This window comes from Pseudomonas chaetocerotis (assembly GCF_015712105.2).
In the GTDB taxonomy this organism is placed as follows: Bacteria; Pseudomonadota; Gammaproteobacteria; order Pseudomonadales; family Pseudomonadaceae; genus Aquipseudomonas; species Aquipseudomonas chaetocerotis.
Genome location: NZ_JACFYX020000005.1, coordinates 136,709 through 153,450 on the forward strand (window position 1 = coordinate 136,709; position 16,742 = coordinate 153,450).

15 protein-coding genes and 3 riboswitches are annotated in these 16,742 nt (G+C 64.7%); of the genes, 12 read left to right on the forward strand and 3 right to left on the reverse strand.

What is annotated here, in order from left to right:
* The first annotated feature begins 80 nt into the window (after window positions 1-80).
* The 6 genes from H3221_RS10625 (at window position 81) to mmsB (ending at window position 7,296) form a co-directional block, all read left to right on the forward strand.
* A complete protein-coding gene (locus H3221_RS10625) occupies window positions 81-1,577 on the forward strand; it encodes a CoA-acylating methylmalonate-semialdehyde dehydrogenase (RefSeq protein ID WP_196475676.1) in 1,497 nt (498 codons plus the stop codon).
* A 97-nt stretch (window positions 1,578-1,674) separates the two neighbouring features.
* Entirely contained in the window at window positions 1,675-2,922 is a 1,248-nt protein-coding gene (locus H3221_RS10630) for an ABC transporter substrate-binding protein (RefSeq protein WP_196475675.1), read from the forward strand.
* Window positions 2,923-2,928: 6 nt separating this feature from the next.
* Entirely contained in the window at window positions 2,929-4,092 is a 1,164-nt protein-coding gene (locus H3221_RS10635; RefSeq protein WP_196475674.1) for an acyl-CoA dehydrogenase family protein, read from the forward strand.
* A 65-nt stretch (window positions 4,093-4,157) separates the two neighbouring features.
* Window positions 4,158-4,976 (forward strand): enoyl-CoA hydratase, encoded by an 819-nt coding sequence (locus H3221_RS10640; protein ID WP_196475673.1) that lies wholly within the window; start codon window positions 4,158-4,160, stop codon window positions 4,974-4,976.
* Window positions 4,977-5,185: 209 nt separating this feature from the next.
* Window positions 5,186-6,289, forward strand: coding sequence for an enoyl-CoA hydratase/isomerase family protein (locus H3221_RS10645; RefSeq protein WP_196475431.1), 1,104 nt, complete (start codon window positions 5,186-5,188; stop codon window positions 6,287-6,289).
* 122 nt (window positions 6,290-6,411) lie between these two features.
* On the forward strand, window positions 6,412-7,296 hold the full coding sequence (gene mmsB, locus H3221_RS10650) for a 3-hydroxyisobutyrate dehydrogenase (RefSeq protein WP_196475430.1): 885 nt from the start codon (window positions 6,412-6,414) through the stop codon (window positions 7,294-7,296).
* A gap of 168 nt (window positions 7,297-7,464) precedes the next feature.
* On the opposite strand, the gene H3221_RS10655 is transcribed toward mmsB, so the two are convergent.
* Window positions 7,465-7,887: a hypothetical protein gene (locus H3221_RS10655; RefSeq protein WP_196475429.1), complete on the reverse strand. Its 423-nt coding sequence runs from the start codon at window positions 7,885-7,887 to the stop codon at window positions 7,465-7,467.
* A 233-nt stretch (window positions 7,888-8,120) separates the two neighbouring features.
* Window positions 8,121-8,238, forward strand: a riboswitch (guanidine-I (ykkC/yxkD leader).
* A 52-nt stretch (window positions 8,239-8,290) separates the two neighbouring features.
* Between H3221_RS10655 and H3221_RS10660 the strand changes: the two genes are divergently transcribed.
* The 3 genes from H3221_RS10660 to H3221_RS10670 all read left to right on the forward strand — a co-directional run bounded on the left by H3221_RS10660 (window position 8,291) and on the right by H3221_RS10670 (window position 11,487).
* On the forward strand, window positions 8,291-9,352 hold the full coding sequence (locus H3221_RS10660) for a putative urea ABC transporter substrate-binding protein (RefSeq protein ID WP_196475428.1): 1,062 nt from the start codon (window positions 8,291-8,293) through the stop codon (window positions 9,350-9,352).
* A 171-nt stretch (window positions 9,353-9,523) separates the two neighbouring features.
* Window positions 9,524-9,624: riboswitch (guanidine-I (ykkC/yxkD leader) on the forward strand.
* Window positions 9,625-9,808: 184 nt separating this feature from the next.
* Window positions 9,809-10,624, forward strand: coding sequence for an ABC transporter permease (locus tag H3221_RS10665; protein WP_196475427.1), 816 nt, complete (start codon window positions 9,809-9,811; stop codon window positions 10,622-10,624).
* 41 nt (window positions 10,625-10,665) lie between these two features.
* Complete coding sequence (locus H3221_RS10670) at window positions 10,666-11,487, forward strand: ABC transporter ATP-binding protein (protein WP_196475438.1); 822 nt, start codon at window positions 10,666-10,668, stop codon at window positions 11,485-11,487.
* Between the two features lie 184 nt (window positions 11,488-11,671).
* On the opposite strand, the gene H3221_RS10675 is transcribed toward H3221_RS10670, so the two are convergent.
* Complete coding sequence (locus H3221_RS10675; RefSeq protein WP_196475426.1) at window positions 11,672-12,604, reverse strand: hypothetical protein; 933 nt, start codon at window positions 12,602-12,604, stop codon at window positions 11,672-11,674.
* Window positions 12,601-13,641, reverse strand: coding sequence for an isopenicillin N synthase family dioxygenase (locus H3221_RS10680; protein WP_196475425.1), 1,041 nt, complete (start codon window positions 13,639-13,641; stop codon window positions 12,601-12,603). The genes H3221_RS10675 and H3221_RS10680 overlap by 4 nt, the downstream gene beginning before the upstream one ends.
* 334 nt (window positions 13,642-13,975) lie before the next feature.
* Window positions 13,976-14,073, forward strand: a riboswitch (guanidine-I (ykkC/yxkD leader).
* Between the two features lie 68 nt (window positions 14,074-14,141).
* Here H3221_RS10680 and H3221_RS10685 point away from each other — a divergent pair.
* From H3221_RS10685 to H3221_RS10695, 3 genes are all read left to right on the forward strand, one after another.
* Window positions 14,142-15,209, forward strand: a complete 1,068-nt coding sequence (locus tag H3221_RS10685) for a putative urea ABC transporter substrate-binding protein (RefSeq protein ID WP_196475424.1) — start codon at window positions 14,142-14,144, stop codon at window positions 15,207-15,209.
* A gap of 82 nt (window positions 15,210-15,291) precedes the next feature.
* A complete protein-coding gene (locus tag H3221_RS10690) occupies window positions 15,292-16,020 on the forward strand; it encodes an urea amidolyase associated protein UAAP1 (protein ID WP_196475423.1) in 729 nt (242 codons plus the stop codon).
* Between the two features lie 11 nt (window positions 16,021-16,031).
* Window positions 16,032-16,667, forward strand: coding sequence for an urea amidolyase associated protein UAAP2 (locus H3221_RS10695; RefSeq protein WP_196475422.1), 636 nt, complete (start codon window positions 16,032-16,034; stop codon window positions 16,665-16,667).
* Window positions 16,668-16,742: the final 75 nt, after the last annotated feature.

Below are 16,742 nucleotides of genomic sequence, written 5' to 3' on the forward strand. Positions count from 1 at the left end.
CTCAAGACCAAGATCGTCAATCCACAAAGCGGCGGCGAGTGGCTATAAAGAAACCCATACAAGAACAACAGGAGGCGAGCATGCCCATTACCCTGCCGCAACTGATCGACGGTCACTGGCAAACCAGCCAGGCCCATGAGCTGATCGAAGTCACCGACCCGGCCACTCAGGAGGTAATCGCCCTCGCCCCCAAGGCCACTGCCGAGGAAATCGAAGCGGCAGTAAACGGTGCGCAGAAAGCCTTCCTCGCCTGGCGCGAAGTACCGGTATCGGAGCGCGCCCGCCTGATGCTGCGCTACCAGCACCTGCTCAAGGCGCATCACGACGAGCTGGCGGAGATTCTCGCGGCGGAAACCGGCAAGACCTTCGCCGACGCCAAGGGCGACGTCTGGCGCGGTATCGAAGTGGCCGAGCATGCCGCCAATATCGCCAGCCTGATGATGGGCGAAACGGTGGAGAACGTCGCCCGCGAGATCGACACCGCCAGCTGGATCCAGCCATTGGGCGTGTGCGTCGGCATCACCCCGTTCAACTTCCCGGCGATGATCCCGCTGTGGATGTTTCCGCTGGCCATCGCCTGCGGCAACACCTTCATTCTCAAACCCTCGGAACAGGACCCGATGACGCCCAATCGTCTGGCCGAACTGTTCCTCGAAGCTGGCGCACCGGCCGGCGTGCTGCAGGTGCTGCATGGCGGGCGCGAGCAGGTCGATGCGCTGCTGGTGCATCCACTGGTACGCGCGGTGTCCTTCGTCGGTTCGGTGACGGTAGGTCAGCATGTCTATCGCACCGGCACTCAGCATCTGAAACGCGTGCAGGCCTTCGCCGGGGCCAAGAACCATATGGTGATCATGCCCGACGCGCCCAAGGATCAAGTGCTCAGCAACCTGCTCGGTGCCAGTTGTGGCGCCGCCGGTCAGCGTTGCATGGCGATCAGCGTGGCGGTGTTCGTCGGCGAGTCGAAACAGTGGATCGACGAGCTGGCCAAGCAAATGGCCGAGCTGCGCCCTGGTCACTGGCAAGACAGCGGTGCCGCCTATGGCCCGCTGATCAGCCCACAGGCACGCCAGCGCGTACTGCGCCTGATAGAGGAAGGCAAGGCCGAAGGCGCCGACTGCCTGCTCGACGGCTCGCACTGCGCGGTGGACGGCTACCCGGACGGCAACTGGGTCGGGCCGACACTGTTCCGTGGCGTGACGACGAAGATGGGTCTGTACCGCGAGGAGATCTTCGGTCCAGTGCTGGTGTGCATGGAGGTTGCGACCCTGGAAGAAGCCATCGAACTGGTCAACGCCAGCCCCTACGGTAACGGCACCAGCCTGTTCACCCGCTCCGGCGGCGCTGCGCGGCATTTCCAGCACGCGATTGAAGTCGGCCAGGTGGGCATCAACGTGCCGATTCCGGTGCCGCTGCCGTTCTTCTCCTTCACCGGCTGGAAGGGCTCGTTCTATGGCGACCTGCACGCCTACGGCAAGCAGGCAGTGCGTTTCTATACCGAAACCAAGACAGTGACCAGCCGCTGGTTCGACGACACACCGCTCGGCGATGGCCCGAACATGACTATTCAGCTGAAATGAGAACCGAGTGACCGTTTCTTAGACTAATAGACGATCACTCGAACTGGACGAGCGGCGTAAAACTGTTCTCTGCAGAACAAAAACAAGGAGAACTGCAATGCGCCAACTGTCCGCCACACTGGCCCTGTGGGCCGCACTTACCGCCTGTGCGCAGGCTGCCGAGCCTATCACCCTCGGCCTCAACTACCCGCGCACCGGACCATACAAGGAGGAGGGATTGGCGCAGATGCGTGGAGCCCTGCTGGCCATCGATGAAATCAACGCCGCTGGTGGCGTGCTGGGTAGACCTTTGCGCCTGTCCAGCAAGGACACCGCCTCGCGCCCGGCCAAAGCGGAGAAGAACGTCGACAAGCTGGCCGCCGAGGGTGCGGCGATGCTCTTCGGTGGCTCCTCCAGTGCGGTCGCCATCGCCGCAGGCAAGCGCGCCAAGCAGCACGGCCTGCTTTACTTCGGCACCCTCACCTACTCCAATGACACCACGGGCAAGGATGGCCACCGCTACATGTTCCGCGAGTGCAACAACGCCTGGATGAGCGCCCGGGTGCTCGGCCAGTACCTGAGCAAGACCCTGCCGAACAAGCGCTACTTCTATGTCACCTCCGACTACACCTGGGGCCACACCACCGAGGCCTCGCTGCGTCAGGCCACCGCCACCGACAATACCGCCCAACACACCAGCGTACGCATCCCCTTCCCGGGTGCGCGCCTGGCTGACTATCAGGACGCGCTGACCCAGGCCGCCGCCAGCAACGCCGAGATCCTCGCCCTGGTGCTGTTCGGCGAAGATCTGGTGCGCGCCATGCGCATCGCCAAGGACCTGGGCCTGACCGAGCGCATGCAGATCGTCGCGCCGAACCTGACCCAGAGCATGGTCGAACAGGCCGGTCCCAACCTGATGCAGGGCGTGATTGGCACCGAACCCTGGACCTGGCGTGTCCCTGCGCTGGAAAAATCCGCTCGTGGCGAAGCCTTCGTCGAAGCCTTCAAGACCCGCTACGAGATGTACCCATCCAGCTCTGCCGCATCGGCCTACAGCATCGTCCAGCAATGGGCCGACGCCGCCACGCGAGCCAAGAGCCTCGAAAGCGAAGCGCTGATCAAGGCGCTGGAAGGCCACAGCTACACCTTGCTCAAGGACGAGCAGCAATGGCGTACCTTCGACCACCAGAACCTGCAGACGGTCTACGCGGTCAAGGTCAAGCCGCGCGACGAGGTGCTCAAGGACCCGCTCAAGCAGGACTACTTCGAAATCGTCGACCGCCTCGATGCCAGCAGCGCGCTGCCCAACCTCGCCGAGTGGCAGGCCGAACGCCGCGCCGGCGACCAACCCCTGACCTTGCAATGAGATGCCATGGACTTCGAACTCAGTGATGAACAACGCCTGTTGACCGACAGCGCCCGCGCCTTCGCTGCGCGGGAGCTGACGCCCCACGCTGCCGAGTGGGATCGCGAGCAGCACTTCCCTGTCGAAGTGATTCGCCGCGCAGCCGAACAGGGCTACCTGGCACTGTATCTGCGCGAAGAAGATGGCGGCCTGGGCCTGTCCAGGCTCTCCAGCTCACTGATTTTCGAACAACTGGCGGCGGGCTGCGTAGCCACCACCGCCTACCTGACCATCCACAACATGGCCACCTGGATGCTCGCCAGCTTCGCCGACCAGGCGCTGAAGGATGCCTGGTTGCCGGGACTGATCAACGGCCAGTTGCTGGCCTCCTACTGCCTGACCGAACCGGACGCCGGCTCCGACGCTGCCAACCTGAGAACCCGCGCGCGGCGTGACGGCAACGACTATGTGATCGACGGCAGCAAGTGCTTCATTTCCGGTGCGGGAAGCACACAGGTACTGATCGTCATGGCGCGTACCGGCGAGGATGGCGCCAAGGGCGTTTCCTGCTTCCTGATACCTGCCGACGCGCCCGGCGTGCGCTACGGACGCAACGAAGACAAGATGGGCTGGAAAGCGCAGCCGACACGCACCATCAGCTTCGAAGGCGTGCGCATTCCCGCCAGCCACCGCATCGGCCCGGAAGGTGAAGGCTTCGTCTACGCCATGAAGGGCCTCGATGGCGGGCGCATCAATATCGCCAGTTGCTCGCTCGGTGCGGCCCAGGCAGCGCTGGAGCAGAGCCTGCGCTACGTGGAAGAACGCAAGCAGTTCGGCAAGCCGCTCAGCCAGTTCCAGGCCTTGCAGTTCAAGCTGGCCGACATGCTCACCGCCCTGACCGCCAGCCGGCAGATGGTGCGCCTGGCCGCACACAAACTCGACCATGGCCACGGCGAAGCCAGCCTGTACTGTGCCATGGCCAAGCGCTTCGCCACCGACCAGTGCTTCGACCTGTGCAACGAAGCGCTGCAACTGCACGGCGGCTATGGCTATCTGAATGACTATCCGCTGGAACGCTGGGTACGCGACGCCCGCGTGCACCAGATACTGGAAGGCACCAACGAAATCATGCGGGTGATCGTCGCCCGCCGCCTGCTCCTGCAAGGCGGCATGCTCGATCGCCTGCTGTAACCGTTTCCCCCTCTCCCCGCCCTCGCCCATCAATGGCTGAGGGGAGAAGATTGACGAGGACCGTTATGAGCACCGCCATCGAAACCTATAAATCCGGCATCTTCGACCTGACCCACAAGCTCACCGTGGAAAAGCACGGCCACACCGCGCTGATCACCATCAACCATCCACCGGCCAACACCTGGGACCGCGACTCGCTGATCGGTCTCAAGCAGGTGGTCGAGCACCTCAACCGTGACGACGAGGTGTATGCCCTGGTGGTGACCGGCCAGGGGCCGAAGTTCTTTTCCGCCGGTGCCGACCTGAACATGTTCGCCGATGGCGACAAGGCCCGTGCCCGCGAGATGGCCCGACGCTTCGGTGAGGCCTTCGAGACCCTGCGCGATTTCCGCGGCGTGTCCATCGCCGCGATCAACGGCTACGCCATGGGCGGCGGCCTGGAGTGCGCGCTGGCCTGCGACATCCGCATCGCCGAACGCCAGGCGCAGATGGCCTTGCCGGAGGCCGCCGTTGGCCTGTTGCCCTGCGCCGGTGGCACCCAGGCCCTGCCCTGGCTGATCGGTGAGGGCTGGGCCAAGCGCATGATCCTCTGCGGCGAACGCATCGACGCCGAAACTGCCCTGCGCATCGGCCTGGTCGAGCAGGTGGTGGATACCGGCGAAGCCCGTGGCACCGCCCTGCTGCTGGCATCCAAGGTGGCGCGGCAAAGCCCGGTGGCGGTACGCACCATCAAACCACTGATCCAGGGGGCTCGCGAGCGTGGTTCCAACACCTGGCTGCCGGAAGAACGCGAGCGCTTCGTCGACCTGTTCGATGCTGACGACACCCGCGAAGGGGTCAATGCCTTTCTGGAAAAACGCGATCCACAGTGGCGCAACAAATAGCGTGCCCGTAACGCCCCGTAGGGTGGACGTCTCTTTTTACGTCCACCACAAAACCGCACGGTGGATGAATGAAGCGCCATCCACCCTACGCAGGGAGATCCTATGAACCGCAATTCGAAGCTCCGTAGGGTGGACGTCGCTTTTTACGTCCACCACAAACCCGCACGGTGGATGAATGAAGCGCCATCCACCCTACGCAGGAAGACCCTATGAACCTGCAATTCGAAGAACGCCCCAGCCTGCACGGCTACCGCATCGGCATCGCCAGCCTGGACGCGGAAAAGAGCCTCAACGCGCTCACGCTGCCGATGATCGAAGCACTCGACGAACGCCTGAAGGCCTGGGCAGAAGACTCGAACATCGCCTGCGTGATGCTGCGCGGCAACGGCCCCAAGGCCTTCTGTGCCGGCGGCGATGTGGTGCAACTGGTCAACCAGTGTCGCGAACAGCCAGGCGAAATACCGGCCCTGGCGCGACGTTTCTTCGCCGACGAATATCGCCTCGACCATCGCATCCACACCTACCCCAAGCCCTTGATCTGCTGGGCCCATGGCCACGTGCTGGGTGGCGGCATGGGCCTGATGCAGGGCGCCGGCATCCGCATCGTCACCCCGAGCAGCCGACTGGGCATGCCGGAAATCAATATCGGCCTGTACCCGGATGTCGGCGGCAGCTGGTTCCTCGCCCGTCTGCCGGGTCGCCTGGGTCTGTTCCTGGGTCTCACCGCTGCGAGCATCAATGCCCGCGATGCGCTGGACCTGAACCTGGCCGACCGCTTTCTGCGCGACGACCAGCAAGAGGCGCTGCTCGAAGGCCTGGTCCAGCTGAACTGGCGCGAACACGCCGACCTGCAACTGCACAGCCTGCTGCGGGCGCTGGAGAACGAAGCACGCGGCGAATTGCCGGCGGCCCAATGGTTGCCGCGCCGCGAACGTATCGATGAGCTGCTCGACGTCGCCGACCTGCCGGCTGCCGTACACGCGCTCAACGCACTGCAAGCGGTTGACGACGCACTGCTCGCCCGCGCCGCCAAGACCCTGGCCAATGGCTGCCCGCTGACGGCGCACCTGGTCTGGCAGCAGATACGCCGCGCCCGCCACCTTTCGCTGGCCGAGGTGTTTCGCATGGAATACGCCATGAGCCTGAACTGCTGCCGCCACCCGGAATTCCCCGAAGGCGTGCGCGCCCGCCTGATCGACAAAGATCAAACACCGCATTGGCACTGGCCGGACGTGGCCGCCATCCCAGACGCCGTGGTCGAAGCGCACTTCGCGCCAGCCTGGGAGGGCGAACACCCGTTGGCAGATCTGTAAGCGCGGGTCGGTGCGCACGGCGCACCCTACATGTAGCCCGGATGCGATCCGGGAGAGCTCACACGCAATCCTCGAACAATGACAATCGATGCGCGAAGCGCCCAATAGAAAGGAAAGCTGCCATGACCCAAACCGCCTTTATCGGCCTCGGCCACATGGGCCTGCCCATGGCCCGCAACCTGCTCAGGGCGGGCTATCCGCTGACAGTCTTCGACCTGGTGCGCAGCGCCGTCGACACCCTGGCTGGCGAAGGTGCCGTGGCGGCCGATAGCGCCACCGACGCCATCGATCAGGCACAGGTAGTGATCAGCATGTTGCCGGCCAGCCGTCATGTGGAAGGCTTGTATCTGGGCGATGAAGGCCTGCTTGCGCGGCTGCCCGCCGGCACGCTGGTGATCGAGTGCTCGACCATTGCCCCGGAGTCCGCGCGCAAGGTGCACGCCGCCGCCCGCGAGCGCGGCATCGCTCTGCTCGATGCGCCGGTCTCCGGCGGCACCGGCGGTGCAGCAGCCGCCACCCTGACCTTCATGGTGGGTGGTGAAGCCAAAACGCTGGAGAAAGCCAGACCGCTGCTCGCCGCCATGGGCAAGAACATCTTCCACGCCGGCCCCGAGGGCGCCGGCCAGGTGGCCAAGGTGTGCAACAACCAGGTGCTCGCCGTGCAGATGATCGCCACCGCCGAGGCCATGGCCATGGGCGTCGCCAACGGCCTGGAGCCGGCGGTACTGGCCGAGATCATGCGTCAGAGTTCGGGCGGCAACTGGACGCTGGAGAAGTACAACCCCTGGCCCGGCGTGATGGAAACCGCCCCTGCATCGAAAGGCTACAGTGGCGGTTTCATAGCCGAACTGATGGCCAAGGATCTCGGCCTGGCCCAGGAAACCGCCAGCCACAGCGGCAACAGCACACCGATGGGCGCCCTGGCGCTGCAGCTCTACCGTCTGCTGCTCAAGCAGGGCAAGGGCAAGCAGGATTTCTCGGTGGTGCAGCAGTTGTTCGTGGAATAGCGCCTTCAGCCAGTGCGCATGGCGCACCCTGCCTGAAGCCTCTCACACCAGCATCGCAGGGTGCGCCGCGCGCACCAGGACTCCAGCGGCGCAGGTCAGGGTCGCAGCAAGTCACCTGGTGGATGAACAAACGCCGCGTGCCGGGCACGCGGCGGATTGAGGAAGGGCTTACCAGCGGCGCTCGCCGCTACGGCGTTGTTCGCTATGGCTGCGCCCGTTGGAGAAACGATGCTGCGTGTTGCGGCCTGCCTCCCAGCCGCGCTGAATATGCCCGCTGCGATGCTCCTGACGACGCTGGTCGCGGCGATAGTCATGTCGCGGCTGCTGGTGCTTGTAGCTGTCGCGATAACGGCGATCATAGCCGTAGTGATGACGCGGCGGCGGCGCCGGTACGTAGCGCGGAGGAGCCGGGTAGTAATGATGCCGACGCTCCTCGTAGTAGTAGCGCGGCGGCGGGTAGTAATCGCGCCGGTAACCGTCGTGGTAACGGTAGCCATGGCCGTTGTGATAACCACGGTCGTAGCCATCGCCATAAACGGCGCAACCGGAGAGCATCAAGAGCAAGGCGGAAAACAGCAACTTGTAGGGCATGGCGGCCTCCTGTGACCGCTGGGACGACGCCGACCGATGTCGGCCTCCGGGATGGTGATCCCTGACGCATCAGACAGCACCGCACGCAACAGGTGCGATTCATTTCGTCGGCTGTGACCGACGGCGCAAAACCACAAGCACACAGGACAATTGCCCTGTCGCTGGCATGGCATTCGCTTGCCCAGCGCCGCGGAAAGCCGATCCATGCACAGGATCGTCAGTGGTAGCGAATCGTAATGGCCGACTAGGGTTCCGGCTCGTCAGAAGGCGAGTGGCTGGTCCGAGAGTGGGCGACCTCATGCAGCGGCGGGAAGCCACGAGGTTACACGGCGGGATAAAAGCCCGGGAGAACGCGCAGCCAGGCTGCCGGCTTTCCCGCTTTCGTCCATGACCCGAGGTTTCCATGTCCATTCGCTCCCTGCTCACCGTCCTGCTCTGCGCCTGCCTGCTTGGCGCTCCGACAGCCCAGGCCGCGCCAAAAACCTTCACGCTATGCTGGTCCATATTCGCCGGCTGGATGCCCTGGGGCTACGCCGCCGAACAGGGCATCGTGAAGAAGTGGGCGGACAAGTACGGCATTGACATTCAAGTGCAGGAAGTGCCGGATTACGTCGCTTCCATCGAGCGCTACACCGCCGGTCAGTTCGACGCCTGCAGCATGACCAACATGGACGCCCTGACCATTCCCGCCGCTGCCGGCAAGGACAGCACCGCGCTGATCATCGGCGATTTCTCCAACGGCGCCGACGCCCTGCTGCTGCGTGGCAGCGGCCAGAGAATCCAGGACCTGAAAGGCAAGAGCGTGCTGCTGGTGGAGAACTCGGTCTCGCATTACCTGCTCAGCCGCGCGCTGGAGTGGGCCCTGCTCGATGAAAGCGACGTGACCATCATCAACGTCTCCGACACCGAAATCGCTGATGCCTTCCTCGCCGGCCAGGGCGACGCGGTGATCACCTGGAACCCGATCCTCTCCGAGATCCGGCGCAAGGCCGAGGTCAGCCAGGTATTCAGCTCCAATCTGATTCCCGGCGAAATCCTCGACCTCACCGTGGTCGATAGCCAGACCCTGGCCCAGCACCCGGAATTCGGCCGCGCGCTGACCGGCGCCTGGTTCGAGACCCAACGCCTGCTCGGCCTGCCCACCCCCGCCGGTCGTGAAGCCCGGGCCAGAATGGCAGCCGCCGCCGGCACCACCGCGGAAGATTTCGACGCCCAGTTAGGCACCCTGCGCTCGTTCTACTCACCGCGCAGCGCGCTGAACTTCGCGCGCACCGGCAAGCTGCCGGACCAGATGCAACGGGTCGCGCGCTTTGCCGATGTGCATGGCCTGCTGGGCAAGCGCGGCATGGGCCTGACCAATCTGGGTATGGAATTCAGTGGTGAGAAGCCGCTGGGCAACCCGCACCGTATTCTGCTGCGCTTCAACCATCGCTACATGGAACTGGCCGCCGAAGGGGCGCTGTAACGCCCCATCGCACAGCAAACCAGTCACAGGCCGCACCAATAGCGCGCACCTGTTGCGGCAAGCAGCGACGAAAACCCCGAGATAGACACCTTGGCTAGCTGGCACGATGTTCGCTACGGACCTGAGGTGCAGGAACACCCCGGTTCGCCGGGATCGCGGCACCACAATTTGCCAATAGCCGGCTAGGGTTCCGGCTCGCCACAGGCGAGCGACTGGTCCGAGAGCTAGCGACCTCCAGCGAGGTTACACGGCGGGACAAAAGCCCGGGAGAACGCGCCCCATCCGTGGGGACCGCCGCGAACTCCTGCCCGCCCCTGTCAAACTGGAGGTTCATCATGGGTACGCCCCACTCGCATCAGCGGCAGCCAGCCGTCACTCCCAACGGCCCGAGATCAGCACGCCACTGCGCCTGCTAGCTGCGCACGCATTTCGTTCCAGGCCCGACGAGGACTATCCATGCGCCTGATCAACCGCCACCCGGATCGCAGCAGCCGCCTGCTGCTGATCCTGCTGCCCTTCGCGCTGCTGTTGTTCGTCTACTTCAGCGCCTCGACCAGCCGCCTGGCCGAGAACCCCAACGACAAGCTGCTGCCCAGCGCCAGCCAGATGGTCGATGCCATCGACCGCCTGGCCTTCAGCGAAGACAAACGCAGCGGCCAGTATCTGTTCTGGCAGGACACCGCCTCCAGCCTGCAACGCCTGGGTCTGGGCCTTGGCATCGCCGCGCTGTTGGGCCTGGTGCTGGGCATCGCCGCCGGCAGCGTGCCGTTGTTCGGCGCGCCGCTGTCGCCGCTGCTCACGGTGCTGTCGATGATTCCGCCGCTGGCGATCCTGCCGATCCTGTTCATCGTCTTCGGCCTGGGCGAGCTGTCCAAGGTGATGCTGATCGTCATCGGTATCACCCCCTGCATCGCTCGTGACATCGAGCAACGTGCCCGAGAGATTCCCGGCGAACTGCTGATCAAGGCGCAGACCCTGGGCGCCAACTCCTGGACGCTGATCCTGCGCCTGGTGCTGCCACAACTGATGCCGCGCCTGCTGATCTCGCTGCGCCTGATGCTCGGTTCGGCCTGGCTGTTTCTGATCGCCGCCGAGGCCATCGCATCGACCGATGGCCTCGGTTACCGCATCTTCCTGGTACGTCGCTACATGGCCATGGACGTGATCCTGCCCTACGTCGTATGGATCACCCTGCTGGCCTGGCTGATGGATCTGGGCCTGCGCCAGGCGCTGCGCCTGTGCTTCCCCTGGCATGAAGGAGGCAAGGCATGACCCTGTTCAGCCAACACATCGTCCCGCTGAGTGAACCTGCCATGAGCGAACCCCGCACGGCTACCAGCTCGTCGCCAGGCGCTTTCATCGAGGCGCGCAACCTGTGGCAGGAATACGCTGACCTGGTCGTGCTCGAACGCCTCAACATCAAGGTCAACGAGGGTGAGTTCTGCACCCTGGTCGGCGCCTCCGGCTGCGGCAAATCCACCTTCCTGCGCATGCTGCTCGGCCAGGAACGGCCAAGCCGTGGCGAGCTGCTGCTGAACGGTCAGGCGCTGCCCAACGAACCCGATCCGAGCCGTGGCGTGGTGTTCCAGCGCTACTCGGTATTCCCCCACCTGAGCGTGCTGGACAACGTCGCCCTGGGCCTGGAGCTGCCGAAATCGAAGCTGCTGGGTCGGTTGTTCGGCGCGGCCAAACGCGAAGCTCGCGAGCGCGCCGCGGAAATCCTCACCAAGGTCGGCCTCGGCCATGCCCTGAACAAATTCCCCAGCGCGCTTTCCGGTGGCATGCAGCAACGCCTGGCCATCGCCCAGGCGCTGGTGATGCAACCGCGCATGCTGCTGCTCGACGAGCCGTTCGGCGCGCTCGACCCCGGCATTCGCAAGGACATGCACGCGCTGCTGCTGGAGCTGTGGCAGGAAACCCGCCTGACCGTGTTCATGGTCACCCACGACCTGTCCGAAGGTTTCAGCCTCGGCACCCGCCTGCTGGTGTTCGACAAGGTTCGCCACGACCCGCAGGCACCCAACGCCTACGGCGCACGCATCACCTACGACATCCCGCTGAACGAAACGCGCCGGGCACAGGTGCAATTGCCCAGCGAGCTGGCCGAGCGTATCGCTGCACGCAACGAACGGTAGCCCGGATGAAATCCGGGGATCACCAGCACATTTCCCCGGATTGCATCCGGGCTACTGATCGCAAGGCCCCAGATACGTGGCCAAGGCTTCGGTGCGCACAGCGCACCCTACGACGCGCAAACCGCGCGATAACCCGTAGGGTGTGCCATGCGCACCGCCTGCGCCTCCGGTAAGGGAGCCCCCACTAGCTCAACACCTCCAGATACCGCGACAGCGTCTCGCCTTCCGCAGCGAACCAGCGCTGCGCCTCGTCAGTACAAGGCGTGGCCGGGTCCGCCCGCCAGTCCGGTTCCAACGTATCGATGATGAACGTCCGCACCACCGCACGGCCGTCCGGGCGTTGCAGGTGCTGACAGACGCCCCCCGCGCCCGGCAGCTCGAAGCCTTCCAGCGAGATGCTCTGCCCCACCCGCGCCGGCACCGTGGACAGCGCCACCTGATAGCAGCCCTGCTCATCGGCGTAAGCCAGCGAGGTCTCGCAGTCGAACAGCGCGGCCAGGGCCTCGCCATCTCCGCGCGCCCGCTCGGCTCGCTCGCGCAGCTGCAATGCCGATTCACCCGGCTCAATCGCCCGCCCCTGCACCCAGCCAAGCTGCTCGCCACAGAGAATCAGGCCACCACCGCGCTGCAGCACCTCGCCGCTTTCGGCGTCGCATTCTTCCACCAGACGCAGGCCGACCAACGGTCCGCTGCTGGCCTGCAAACGCCAGTCCTCGACATAGGCGCCGCTGGTGCCGAACTCGATCATGCAGTTGCCGATGCGCTGCAACTGCGCCGGCTCCGGCCAGCGGTTGTGCAGTTGCAGGCTCACGCCACCATGCCAGCTCAGGTAGCCGTTCTCCCAGACGCTGTCGGCCACCCAGCCTTCATGGTTGGCAAGCTGGCGCAACTCGGCGGCATCGTAGTCCTGCCAGGCCCTTACCGGCAGCGCGGGTGCGTCCGGCAGGCGCAGGTCGATGGTGAAAGTGCGGCTCTGCAACCAATGCACCTGCGTTCGCTCGTCGCTGCGGCCATCGGCGAAGCTGATGGTGCGCCGGCGAAAGTGCCCGAGCATCCAGTCCGGCACGCCGCCCTCGGCGCGTTGTGGGTAACGTGTCGCCAGTTCCAGCAGGTTCATACCGTCACCTCCCGGCGGCCCTGGCCGACACTGGAGGCGCCGAAACTCGACAAACCCGCCGCGCCATCCGGCAACTTCAGCGAGCCATCCTCCAGCCGCTCGCGCAGATAGCGGAAGGTCTGCGCGGTCTGCGCGAACAGGTGGTCGCCACAGTTCACCGGCGCGTACACCCGCTCACCACGTGGTGCCAGGCCGGCAATCGGTGCGATACGCGTCGGGTAGTCGCAGGCGCAGAACAGCGGGAAGGCGAAACGCTCCTCGCTGACCTTGCGCACGCGGTGCGAGGTGGCGACGAAATGGCCGTTGCTGAGCACCTCGAGCATGTCGCCGATATTGATCACGAAGGCGTCCTCGACCAGCGGCACGTCGATCCACTGCCCGTCGCCGTTGAGCACCTGCAAGCCTTCGGCAGTGGGCAGAAGAATGGTGAAGCACTCGTAGTCGGTGTGCGCGCCGATGCCGGGACGGTCGGCCACCGGATCGGGATCGAGCGGGTAATGGATCATGCGCAACTGGCTGGTGGGCTGCCGGGTGATGCCGGCGAAGGTGTCCTCGGCCAGCCCCAGCGCCAGGGCGAAGCCACGAAACAGCGTGTCGCCCAGCGCCAGCGCCGCCCGGTAGTAAGCGCCCACCTCACGCTTGAAGTCCGCCGAGTCCGGCCACTGGGTCGGGCCCAGCAGCGGATAGACCTGAGGCGCCTCGGTGTAGTCGTAATTGACGTCGTAGGCTTCCTTCAGGTCCTTGCTGCCGCCGACGAACTGCTCCTCGCCTTCCGGCACATAGCCGCTGTGGTTGCTCGACTGGCCGATATGGAAGCGCATCTTCTCCGCGAGCGGACGGGCGAAGAAACGGCGCGCCTGATTGATCAGGCCATCGCGCAGATCGCGGGAAATGCCGTGCCCGGTGATCTGCAGAAAGCCGACCTCTCGAGCCGCGCGTCCCAGCGCGTCGGCGACGCGCTGGCGTTCGGCGAGGCGCTCGGCATACAGACCGGAAACGTCGATCAGCGGGATGGAGGTGAAATGGGTATGCGCCATGGCAATCTCCCTTGAACAAGTGAGTTACCTGGTCGTCCAGACGAGCAGCGGGTCGGGTCGTCCCGAGGGCAGCAGCAAGGCCGTCCCTGCAGCAGGACCGATAGCGATTTCCATGCCACCGCCCTGACGCCGCCAAGCTGCGCTGCCACGGGCCGAATCGCCCCCGAACGGTGCAATGAGCACCACCCTGGCCCCATCAGGCAGCACGCGGACTGCCAACGGCATCGCCAGAGCGCCCAGCCACGGGCTTCGGCGAGCTGGCACGCTATTCGCTACTGCCTGAGTGTGCAGGTTCCAACCGGGGTTTTCCCGGAATCGCGGCACCACAATTTGCGAAATGGATGACTAGGGTTCCGACTTGCCCGGCAAGTGCTGGTCCGAGAGTCATCGACCTCCAGTGAGGTTACACGGCGGGATAAAAGCCCGGGAGAACGCGCCTTTCGAACGGTTCGAAACGTGCCGCGACTCCTGCCCGTACTCACCAAGACTGGAGGTTCCACATGCGCAAGTACCGTCTGCTCTCCTTCGCCGCTGCCGGTCTGGCCGCGGTACTCAGCTTCAGCGCTCACGCCGAGAAGAAAGACAGCTTCAGCGTCTGCTGGACGCTCTACGCCGGCTGGATGCCCTGGGGCCATGCCAGCACCTCCGGCATCATCGACAAGTGGGCGAAGAAATACGGCATCGACATCGATGTCGTGCAGCTCAACGACTACGTCGAATCCATCAACCAGTACAGCGTCGGCCAGTTCGACGGCTGCACCATGACCAACATGGACGCGCTGACCATCCCCGCAGCCGGTGGCGTGGACAGCACCGCGCTGATCGTTGGCGATTACTCCAATGGTAACGACGGCCTGCTGATCAAGGGCGAGGGCAAGACCCTGGCCGACATCAAAGGCATGCAGGTCAACCTGGTGGAGCTGTCGGTCTCCCATTACTTCCTCGCCCGGGCGCTGGAGTCGGCGGGCATGAGCGAGCGCGACGTGACGGTGGTGAACACCTCCGACGCCGACATCATCGCTGCCTACACCACCCCCAGCGTGCAGGCCGCCGCCACCTGGAACCCGATGCTCGCCGAGATCATCGCCCAGCCCGGCAGCACCCAGGTTTTCGACTCCTCGAAGATCCCTGGTGAAATCCTCGACATGATGGTGGTCAACACCCAGACCCTGAAAGACAACCCGGACTTCGGCAAAGCCCTGGTCGGCGCCTGGTTCGAGATGCTCGAACTGATGCAGTCCGGCACGCCCGAAGCCACCGAAGCCCTGACCGAAATGGCCAAGGCCTCCGGCACCGACCTGGCCGGCTACCAGGCGCAACTGGCGACCACCAAGCTGTTCTACACGCCGAAGCAAACCCTGGACTTCGTCACCAGCCCCGCCCTGCCCGAGACCATGACCAAGGTCGCCAACTTCAGCTTCGAGCACGGCATTCTCGGTGAGGGCGCGCGCAGCGCAGACGCCATCGGCATGACCTTCGCGGGCGACGTGACGACCGGCGACAGCGCCAACATCAAGCTGCGCTTCGACCCGAGCTACATACAGATGGCCGTCGACGGCAAGCTCTGAAGCGTACTCCCCCACTCCCTCGCAACGATGATCAGGCGCCCCTGGCGGCGCCTGACGACCAGGCTTTGATCCCGAGGTACCCATGACCACTGCCCTTACCCTGCGCCCGACTGTGTACGAAGAGACCGTACCCGGTGGCGGCCACACCTCCTTCGTGCTCAAGCGCGGCCAGTTGCTGCGCATCACTGATATCGAAGGCGGCGCCAACGTCAGCCTGCTGCTGTTCAACGCCGCCGAGAAAAGCGAGCGCCTGAACCTTCCCGATACCTTGAAATGCCAACACACCGCCAAGCTCACCGCCGGCCACTGCCTGTACTCGGACATGGGCCGCGTGCTGGCCGCCATCACCGCCGATACCTGCGGCTGGCACGACAGCTTCGGCGGCGTGCTGAATGCCGAGGAAGTCCTGGAAAAGTACGGCCAGGGCCGCTACCAGGAGCTGCGCAACGGCTTCTTCCGCAACGGCATGGACAACCTGCTGGTGGAAATGGGCAAGTGGGACCTGAACCTGCTCGACCTGCTGATGAACCTCAACCTGTTCAGCCGCGTGGACGTCGATGCCGATGGTGCCTTCCGCTTCCAGCCCGATAACAGCAAAGCCGGCGACTGCATCGAACTGTATGCGCCGATGGATTGCCTGGTGGTGCTCACCGCGCTGCAGCACCCCATGGACCCCAACCCGCAGTACGCACCCAAGCCGGTGCAACTGACCTGGAGCAGGGTCGACAGCGACGGCATCACCGTGCTCTGCCGCACCTCGCGCCCGGAGAACGGCCGCGGTTTTCACAACACCGAACGCCAGTACATCTGAGGGCTGCCGAAATGACCCTGACCGCCAGCACCCTGCATCCCGAAACCGCCGTGTTCCGCCACACCATCCCGGCGGGCGAACCCTACCTGTTCGAGGTCAAGGCCGGGCAGACCCTGCGCCTGCATGACCTCGAAGGTAACCAGGCGATCGACACCCTGTTCTTCGCCGCACGCAACCCGCGCGAGCGCTTCGACCCGCAACGCACCCTGCGCAGGCAGAACAACGTCTACCTGACCACCGGCACGGTGCTCTACTCCAACCTCGGCAAGCCGCTGCTGACCATCGTCGCCGACACCTGCGGTCGCCACGACACCTTGGGCGGCGCCTGCGCGCAGGAGAGCAACACCGTGCGCTACGCGCTGGACAAACGCTACATGCACAGCTGCCGCGACAACTTCCTGCGCGCCAGCCTGCACGACGGCCGCCTGAGCAAGCGCGACATCGGCGCCAACATCAACTTCTTCATGAACGTGCCGGTCACCCCGGAGGGCGGCCTGACCTTCGAGGACGGCATCTCCGCGCCCGGCAAGTACGTGGAGCTCAAGGCCGAGACCGACGTCATCGTGCTGATCTCCAACTGCCCGCAGTTGAACAACCCGTGCAACGGCTGGAACCCGACGCCCGCCGAAGTGCTGGTGTGGGATTGATTGATGCACTCCCCTCTCCCGCCTGCGGGAGGGGCCGGAGGAGAGGGACATGTCATCAACCGCCCCTCTCCCCAG

Bases quoted from the DNA above. Each gene is read 5' to 3' on its own strand.
- H3221_RS10625 (WP_196475676.1), top strand. From the start codon at position 81: ATGCCCATTACCCTGCCGCAACTGATCGACGGTCACTGGCAAACCAGC.
- H3221_RS10630 (WP_196475675.1), top strand. From the start codon at position 1,675: ATGCGCCAACTGTCCGCCACACTGGCCCTGTGGGCCGCACTTACCGCC.
- H3221_RS10635 (WP_196475674.1), top strand. From the start codon at position 2,929: ATGGACTTCGAACTCAGTGATGAACAACGCCTGTTGACCGACAGCGCC.
- H3221_RS10640 (WP_196475673.1), top strand. From the start codon at position 4,158: ATGAGCACCGCCATCGAAACCTATAAATCCGGCATCTTCGACCTGACC.
- H3221_RS10645 (WP_196475431.1), top strand. From the start codon at position 5,186: ATGAACCTGCAATTCGAAGAACGCCCCAGCCTGCACGGCTACCGCATC.
- mmsB (WP_196475430.1), top strand. From the start codon at position 6,412: ATGACCCAAACCGCCTTTATCGGCCTCGGCCACATGGGCCTGCCCATG.
- H3221_RS10655 (WP_196475429.1), bottom strand. From the start codon at position 7,887: ATGCCCTACAAGTTGCTGTTTTCCGCCTTGCTCTTGATGCTCTCCGGT.
- H3221_RS10660 (WP_196475428.1), top strand. From the start codon at position 8,291: ATGTCCATTCGCTCCCTGCTCACCGTCCTGCTCTGCGCCTGCCTGCTT.
- H3221_RS10665 (WP_196475427.1), top strand. From the start codon at position 9,809: ATGCGCCTGATCAACCGCCACCCGGATCGCAGCAGCCGCCTGCTGCTG.
- H3221_RS10670 (WP_196475438.1), top strand. From the start codon at position 10,666: ATGAGCGAACCCCGCACGGCTACCAGCTCGTCGCCAGGCGCTTTCATC.
- H3221_RS10675 (WP_196475426.1), bottom strand. From the start codon at position 12,604: ATGAACCTGCTGGAACTGGCGACACGTTACCCACAACGCGCCGAGGGC.
- H3221_RS10680 (WP_196475425.1), bottom strand. From the start codon at position 13,641: ATGGCGCATACCCATTTCACCTCCATCCCGCTGATCGACGTTTCCGGT.
- H3221_RS10685 (WP_196475424.1), top strand. From the start codon at position 14,142: ATGCGCAAGTACCGTCTGCTCTCCTTCGCCGCTGCCGGTCTGGCCGCG.
- H3221_RS10690 (WP_196475423.1), top strand. From the start codon at position 15,292: ATGACCACTGCCCTTACCCTGCGCCCGACTGTGTACGAAGAGACCGTA.
- H3221_RS10695 (WP_196475422.1), top strand. From the start codon at position 16,032: ATGACCCTGACCGCCAGCACCCTGCATCCCGAAACCGCCGTGTTCCGC.